The organism is Streptomyces sp. NPDC006326, assembly GCF_040612915.1.
Taxonomy (GTDB): domain Bacteria; phylum Actinomycetota; class Actinomycetes; order Streptomycetales; family Streptomycetaceae; genus Streptomyces.
Genome location: NZ_JBEXRC010000104.1, coordinates 1 through 4,593 on the forward strand (window position 1 = coordinate 1; position 4,593 = coordinate 4,593).

The 4,593-nt window shown below is 67.3% G+C and carries 2 protein-coding genes, 1 tRNA gene and 2 pseudogenes; 2 read left to right on the forward strand and 3 right to left on the reverse strand.

From position 1 onward, the window contains the following. Window positions 1–151 precede the first annotated feature (151 nt). Both mycP and ABZ128_RS35390 read right to left on the reverse strand, forming a co-directional pair. Window positions 152–1,339, reverse strand: a complete 1,188-nt coding sequence (mycP, locus tag ABZ128_RS35385) for a type VII secretion-associated serine protease mycosin (RefSeq protein WP_356853998.1) — start codon at window positions 1,337–1,339, stop codon at window positions 152–154. 499 nt (window positions 1,340–1,838) lie between these two features. Beyond that, window positions 1,839–2,152: pseudogene (locus tag ABZ128_RS35390) on the reverse strand (transposase); the annotation flags it as partial. Window positions 2,153–2,238: 86 nt separating this feature from the next. Here ABZ128_RS35390 and ABZ128_RS35395 point away from each other — a divergent pair. Both ABZ128_RS35395 and ABZ128_RS35400 read left to right on the forward strand, forming a co-directional pair. Further along, window positions 2,239–3,062 (forward strand): annotated as a pseudogene (locus tag ABZ128_RS35395) (IS701 family transposase). A gap of 619 nt (window positions 3,063–3,681) precedes the next feature. Next, window positions 3,682–3,900, forward strand: a complete 219-nt coding sequence (locus tag ABZ128_RS35400) for a hypothetical protein (protein ID WP_356854000.1) — start codon at window positions 3,682–3,684, stop codon at window positions 3,898–3,900. Window positions 3,901–4,056: 156 nt separating this feature from the next. On the opposite strand, the gene ABZ128_RS35405 is transcribed toward ABZ128_RS35400, so the two are convergent. Beyond that, a tRNA-Asp gene (locus ABZ128_RS35405) sits at window positions 4,057–4,132 on the reverse strand. Between the last annotated feature and the right edge of the window lie 461 nt (window positions 4,133–4,593).

The following is a 4,593-nucleotide window of genomic DNA, read 5'->3' on the forward strand; positions in this document are numbered from 1 at the left end:
TGTGGTGGTGAGGGGGGGGCACGCCCGACCCCCCGCGTGTTTGGGTGGGCCGCCGCCCCCCCCCCCGGGCCCCCCCCCCCCCCCGGCCCCCCCCCCCCGGCCCCCCCCACTTCGTCGTCAGGGGGACTGATGTGGGTCGGGGCCGGTCGGTTCAGCGGTTGGTGCGGCGCACGACGACTGCCGTGACGGCTCCGCCGATCAACAGGCAGGCGCCGATACCCAGGGCGATCCAGACAAGGGTGCGTACGGGTTGCTTGCCGGCCTCGGCCTGGGGGGTGGGAGCGGGCTTGAGGGTGCCGGAGTTCGGCGTCTTGCCGGACGACGAGGGTTGGGGGGACTTGGCTCCGGCGGCCGGAAAGTCGGGGAGTGGGTACACGTCTGCCGGGCCGGGGTCGCCGGGGGTGGGGATCGCGACGCGGGGGCGGACTACGCCGTAGCCGATGTAGTCGTTGCGCGCTGCTCCGTCTTCGGACTTGCCAGCGGTGTTCAGCAGAACCCGGAGGATCTGGTTATTGGTCCAGTCCGGGTGGATGGACCATAGGAGGGCGGCGGAGGCGGAGGCGAGCGCACTGGCGTGGCTTGTGCCGTTTCCTTTGCAGACGCCTGTTTTCCCCGTGCAGGCGGTCACGATTGCGAGGCCGGGTGCGGACAGGTCGACCTGCGGTCCGTGTTGCGAGAAGTTGGTGGCTGCACCATCGGAGTCCACTGCGCCGACGCCGACCACTCCCGGCGTCGCACCGGGGTATTCGACCTTGTTGTCGGAATCACCTTCGTTACCGACAGCCGCAAAGATCAATTTTCCTTTAGAGAGGGCGTATTTTACCGCGTCAGCCCGCCCCTGGTCGTCCTCTGGTGGACCCGAGACGCTCATGGAGATATTGATGATCTTGGCGTCTGAGTCTGCCGCGTAGCGAATGGCCGCGACCGCAGATACAGTCTTCGACCCCACCAGAAATGAAGGCACGCGGATGGGAAGAATTTTGGCACCGGGTGCGAGTCCGTAGGCTCCGTCACCGGTCGGGTGCTTGCCGGTACCGGCGATCAATGCAGACATTTGCGTTCCGTGGCCGTCGTAGTCGTGGCGCTCATCCTCCTTGTACCCTTCCGCGCCGGCGAAGTCCTTACCTGGTAGAACCTGGCCCTCCAGTTCGGGAACCCGGTTCACACCGGTGTCGATGACCGCCACCGTGATGCCTTTACCCGTACTGATCTTCCAGATGTCGTCGGCCTTCATGGCGTTGAGATGCCATTGCTTCTGCCGAATGGTGTCGGCGTGAGCCGGGGTTGCGGCTATCCCGGTCAGCAGCAGACCCACCAGGGCCGAGGTCGTCTTCATCATGCGCATTCCGTGCGTTGTCCGTTCCGCTCAGTCGGTTGTCGGCGGGACAACACGAAGGTTGGCCTGCCAAGTCTCTTCGTCCTCGGCCAGGTAGTGGAAGCATTGGGCCATGCTTCTTGCGTCGCTTGCCCAAGCCTGCACTCCCACTCCAGCTTTGCCCCTCGGACAGACGCCTTGCCGGATCCTCACCACGGTGCCTACGACGCCCGAGCCACCCTCGGCTGGCTACCAGTGAGAGGCCGACGCTTCCACCTTGTCCGTGTTTTCCGCTGCCGTGCCGTAGGGCTGTGCCAGCTTCGGCCCGCGATCACGATGTTCTTTCCCGCTCCCCGCTCCCCCCGATGACCGCGCGCGTTCGCATCCGTTCGCGCTACGCGGTCACAAGTCCACTCTAATGATCACCACTAGGCGCCCCAAGCCGGATTGCTGCCGCGGTGTCGCGTCGTCGTCTGATTTGGCCCGGCCTGGAGCACCCTTGTCCTGGCTCCGAGCGGCGTGCTTGGTGAGCCCGGCAGACGGTGGAGTCCACTGACACAGTCCAGGTGATTGGCAGCACCCTCGGCTGCTACCAGCACCGCGGCAAGGATCCTTTCCCTGGTGCCGTCCACGGCCCATCTGATCAGCCGGTTGCGGGCGATCTGGAACGAGCCGAGCGCGTCGGGAAGATCCCGCCAGGGCGAGCAGGTGCGGTACTTTCACGCGATGGCCTCCAAGGTTCGACAGTGGTCACCCCGCAGCCGACCGCGAACCGGATCGGCCGGCATCAGCGGCTCGATCCGGTCCCACATTAGTGATCACTAACCAGGCGGACACATCCGATCAACCGACGAACCGATCCAGGAGCCGCGCTCTAGTTAGCTGGTCTTGTCACGTCTGGTATGCGGTAGTTCGCTGGCTGTATGAGGGCTGGGGAGCTTGCGGCGGTCCGGGGCCGGTTGGAGGAGTTCGCTTCCGAGGTGTTCGCGCCGCTGGTGCGGCGGGACCAGCGGGAGAAGGGTGCCCTGTGTCTGCGGGGGCTGCTGCTGGACGGCCGGCGGAAGTCGATGCAGCCGATGGCCGAGCGGCTCGGTATCGATCACCAGCAGTTTCAGCAGTTCATGACGTCCTCGACCTGGCCGGTCGAGGACGTCCGGGCGCGGCTGGCATGGCGGGCCGTGGGGACGGTCCGTCCGCAGGTGTGGGTGGACGACACCGGCTTCCCGAAGGACGGTGTCTCGTCGCCTGGGGTGGCCCGGCAGTACTCGGGCACGCTGGGCAAGGTCGGCAACTGCCAGATCGGCGTCAGTGTTCACGCGCCTCCGACACGGCCTCATGCCCGCTGTCCTGGCGGCTGTTCCTGCCCGAGAGCTGGGACAGGGCCGAGGCAGCCGGTCGGCGCAAGGCATGCCAGATCCCCGAGACCGAACACCACCGCCGCAAGTAGCAGCTCGTCCTGGACATGCTCGACGAACTCGCAGAGGCCGGGCTACGGCCCGCCGCGTTGGTGGCAGACACCGGCTACGGCGCGAACGCCGACTTCCGCCACGGCCTGGAAGACCGCGGACTCGCCTACGTCCTCCAGGCGAAAGCTGAGATGACCGCCCACGGGCAGGACACGCAACCGCACCAGCCCGCATACGGTGGGCTCGGGCTCGGGCCGCGTCCGCTGCCGCGTTACCGCACCCGCCCGGTCTCCTTACGCGAACACGTGATGGCCGCGGGCCGGGACCGGGGACGGACTTGACCTGGCGCAAGGGCTCCAGGGCCGCGCTGAGCTCGCACTTCTTGCTTCTGCGGGTCCGCCTCGCCGGCCGACGGCCCAAACCCGCCGCCGACGGCACGCACCACTGCCGAACTGCGTCACCTCACCCTCGACCACATCGGTACCGCCGCCCGGACGGTCCGTTTCCCCGGGCGCAGGATCGACCTCGCCCTCGACAGCGCCACGTGGCAGGCTCTGGAAGGCTGCCTCGCCCACCGAAGCGCCCTGCACACGGAGAATCCGCACGTACTGGTCACCCGGCTCACCAGAGTCACCACCGGCCCGCCGGGAGCGGCCCATATCCGTGACAGCCTTGCCCCGGTCGGCCTCCTGCCGCGGATCCTGCGCTCCACACGGCTGCTCACCCTCGCCGATGAACTCGACGTCAACAGCTCACCGTGGCGCTGGGCATGTCCTACGGTGGAACTGCCCATTATACGGGTAGCACCCTGAGCTTGTCACACCTCGGTGCGCCCTCCTCACCGACATCGTCGAAGCGTCAGGCCCGGCGAGCCGGGCGCCAGCGATGGCATCCACCCGGTTCCAGAGTGAATCTGGAAACCAGAATGAAGCAACCCTGGACCCGAGGTAGGTTGTCCCCATGGCCGATGCTTCCGAGTACGAGAAAGCCATGCCCTGGCTGCAGGAACAGGTGGCACGGTACATGAAGGCCTTGGAGGAGGTCCGTGAGACACATGCCGGTAGACCAGCGCCGGAGGTGAAGGCAGCTCTCCTGGCCGCCGGCGAAAGGCATAGCGTACGTATCCCCAACGAGGTCGCGCAGGACGCGGCCGGGCGCATCGCTGATGGCACGTTGTAGACAACCACGTACGGGGACACCCAGATGATGCTTGATGTCCTTCAGGATGTCGTGACGCTGTTGGAAGACGAGAAGGCGACTCTTGGCCGGCCGACGAGCGTGTGTGTCCTGCTCCTCGGTGGTGCCTGAACTGGCGTCCTGGAATACGCACGGCGGGGGGTACAGGCCGGATTCGAACCGGCGTCATCCCCTCCTGACAAGAGGGCGCGTCTACCTCTGCGCTACAGTCCCCCCGCCGCGGTGGGCACAGCCTATGCACCACCGCCGGGAGCCTGTGCAGCGGGGCCCCCGGAGATCATCCCTTGCTGAGCCCCGAGAGCTCTGCAAGCCAGAAGCCGACCGCGACACCCTATTGCTGCTGCCAGCGCCCGCGGAGCGGGCTGGTCCTGGAGGCGGAGCCGGAAGGGCCCGGGGTGGGGGAGCGGAGCGGACCCGCCCAACGGGCCGAGGGCCCGGACCCCGTGAAACAGGGTCACCCAAGCCTGCGGAGCAGGCCGTTCAGGATGGAGCGAAGCAGAATCCCGAACTAGTCCGCAGCGAAGCGCAGGACACCGGCCCGAAGGGCCGGCCACTGCCCGAAGCGAAGCGGAGGCCTAGGCGCCGAAGGCGCCCAGGCCGAGCGCAGCGAGGCCGTTCTCTCCTGAGCGCGCAGCGCTCAGGTACCCGCGGAGCGGGAGATCGGAAGAGCGTCGT